This is a genomic window from Thermanaerothrix sp. (assembly GCA_026417795.1).
Classification (GTDB): Bacteria; Synergistota; Synergistia; order Synergistales; family Synergistaceae; genus Thermanaerovibrio.
The window spans coordinates 1-2,840 of record JAOACP010000068.1; the positions used below are offsets into that span (position 1 = coordinate 1).

Annotated in this window: 3 protein-coding genes; all 3 read right to left on the reverse strand. The window is 49.1% G+C overall.

Annotated features, from left to right (window positions below):
* Positions 1 to 335: MarR family transcriptional regulator (locus N2315_08945; GenBank protein ID MCX7829303.1), on the reverse strand; the 335-nt coding region annotated here is incomplete at its 3' end.
* A 137-nt stretch (positions 336 to 472) separates the two neighbouring features.
* Positions 473 to 2,533, reverse strand: a complete 2,061-nt coding sequence (locus tag N2315_08950; GenBank protein ID MCX7829304.1) for a hypothetical protein — start codon at positions 2,531 to 2,533, stop codon at positions 473 to 475.
* The coding region (locus N2315_08955; GenBank protein ID MCX7829305.1) for a hypothetical protein at positions 2,521 to 2,840 on the reverse strand (320 nt) is incomplete at its 5' end. The genes N2315_08950 and N2315_08955, both read right to left, overlap by 13 nt.

Genomic DNA, 2,840 nt, shown 5'->3' on the forward strand with positions numbered 1-2,840 from the left:
ATTGAAGCGACCTTTGATTTTCCCCTCTCGGTCAAACCGATAGATACTTTCCGTCGGTTCTCCGGATCCGTCTCCCGCTTGATATACCCTGCCTCATACAGGCTATCCGCTGTTCGGCTTAAGGTGCTCACATCAAGGGAGAGGGCCTGCGAAAGCTCAGTCAAGTTTGCATTATTCCTTTCTTCTGCCTCAAGAAGAAAATGGCACTGAGCTACGGTGATCCCGCAGCAGTCAGTCTCTTTTTCTAAGACCAGACCAATCTCCCTTTCCAGGGCCCGTAATGAACGACGGAAGGCCCGGATCGTTTCCGTGTCAAGATGTTTTTCTTGCGTCATACAATACTTGTATTATACAACTATTGTAAATGTCAATATTGGCATATCGAAAAAACAATGCTAGAAAGCAATATTTTTTCGATATAGAGAAATATTACTATAAAAACAGGTGCCATCTTTTACAAAAGGGAATTTTATCATCCCTCCAGCCACTTAATAATTCGTTCCTGGGCCACGTGGTACAGGCACCGTTTTTCTTCGTAACTAAAAAAGCTGATATCGATGCTGTTTTTGCACAGCTGCAGGGCATCCAGCAAAGTAAGCCCACCCTCCGTCATGCGGGAAGCCTTGACAAACTCTCTACACAAGGTGGTGCGGGAAATGCCCCGGTTGTCCGTATTGAGGGTAACCTTTAATCCCCTCTCAAGGTACTTTCGTAACGGATACTCCTTATCTCCTCCCGCACGGAGTTCATAATCGCGGTATCCAATTATCTGAAAGTTTGATGAAGGACAGAGCTCAATCCCGATGTTTCTATCTACGAATTTTTTTAGCAGCGCTTCGTTACTAATAAGGGACAAGCCATGGCCGATCCGGTCCGAATTGAGTTCGTACACCGCCTCCCATATCTTATCCGCTTCCTGATTTTCGCCCGCATGGATGGTAATAGGAAGGCACTGCTGGAGAATCGGAATAAAGGCGCTTCTCATTTCATGGGGAGATCGGGCGCTTTCGTCCCCTGCCACATCGAAGCCCTTAACGTAGGCTTTGAACAGGGCCTGAAATTCCCCATCCGGGTCCTCCGCTAAGGCCTCATACATTTCCACACTTTTATAAATTTCGCTCATCCTCCGATGCCGGGAAGCGATAAGGATGATCCCCACCATAAGGGCCCCCCGATGGTGGTGCACGCTTTGTAAGATGGTTTCCAGCACATCCTTATATTTCAATCCTTCCCGGGTATAGTTCTGGGGAGAACAGCGGATCTCCAGGCCAATACAGCCGTCGCGCCGGGCTTTCTCAAGCAGGAGCGCCACGGTCTCTTCAATAGCCCTTTTGTTTTGCAACAGGCCCGACCCCTGAAGGTCCCCCAGGCGTTCGTAGGCATCAAAGCCGATGGATGCAAAGTTCCGTTCATCCAGGAACGGGCCATACCAGAGGTGTTCCAGTTCCTCTTCGCGGCCCTCGAAGGCGGCCAGGGTTTTAAGCCGTTCTTTGTAAGGGGTGTTCTTTATACGTTGGGAATCCTTTTTCCATTGGCTTACCACACCGCGGGCATGCTCCACGGAAAAGGGCCTTTCCCCGGGGTATTCTTCGAGGGCCTTCCGGGCAACCGTCACGATATCCCTTACTTCAAGACAGCCACCCAGATGACAATGGAGATCCACCTTGGGCAAGGGACGAACATCCTCTTCTGAACGTATGATTCGCTCTTTGAAAGAGGTGATCCGTTCCTCATCAAGTTGTTGCAGCACAGGGAAGTTTTCCAGCAAGACCTGGTCATGTTGATGGCTGAAGGTGTTGCCCGCCTGCTCTATCAGTTGCTTGCAGGTCGTCACCAGCCTCTGGTCCCTCTCAAATTGATCGGGCGTTAAAAACTGCCGGGGACCTTCAACGGTAATATCAAAGGGATGGGAAATCAATTTTGATATGGGATTCGCCCTGCTTTTGCCATACCAGATGGGAACAATAGGGGCTATCTCATCCTGAGGAATGGTTGAGATATCCCGTTCCAGGAAGGAGACGTGCCCAGAAATGTTTGATTTACTTGGCTCCCCTCTTCTTGCGGTATCCAGAACATGGATAAAGGCATCGCAGCCGAAAAAAGTGCCCGCCTCCTGCAAGTCGCTCCCAATGGTTTTTCTGCCCGCCGCTATGGAGATATAGAGGTTTTCTTTGGTGTATTCGTCATGGGCCTTTTTTACGAGCCTGAAGGCCACTTCCCGGGAATACTCCACTTCCCCTTGGGAAGTAATGTCCTCAAAGGGCAAAATGATAAATGAAAGGGCAAAGGGGGTCCCCAGGCGCTGGTTCCAGCGTTCCAGCGCACCACAGAGGTCTTCCATATTGTTCTGTTTGGTGGAATAAATCCACACGGTTTTTACCGGATCCTGCTTAAAATGGAGTTGGTAGGCTTCACCTATTTCCTTAGACGCAGGATGATGTTGGTACAGGGGTATGGCTTCCATATTAGTGAAAGCCAGAACTTCCAGGATGATATCCGGGACATTGCCCAAACTGGAAATTAATACGGCCATAGGTTTCTCCTTGCAGGATACCAGTAAATGTTTCCACCCTCAAGGATGGGAATGTAAAAGCGTCTCGCCCCAATTCTTTTATGATGGTTGATGGTATTTTTCTTCTTAATCGTTGTGAAAACTGCTCCGCTGTAGTACCTTTTATCATATGAACCATAAGGCTCTTTTTCTTTTATGGCTAGGGCTGGGTATTGGCGGGGCATTCTCGCTGTACAGCCAGCAACAGGGGCTTTCCGAACAAGAACAGAGTGTACGCCAGCGGATTGTCCAGATCGCCCAGAAGTATATCGGGGCTCCCTATGTGTAC

What these genes read in the sequence shown, in the direction of transcription:
- N2315_08950 (MCX7829304.1), bottom strand. Translation starts at nt 2,533, where the DNA reads ATGGCCGTATTAATTTCCAGTTTGGGCAATGTCCCGGATATCATCCTG.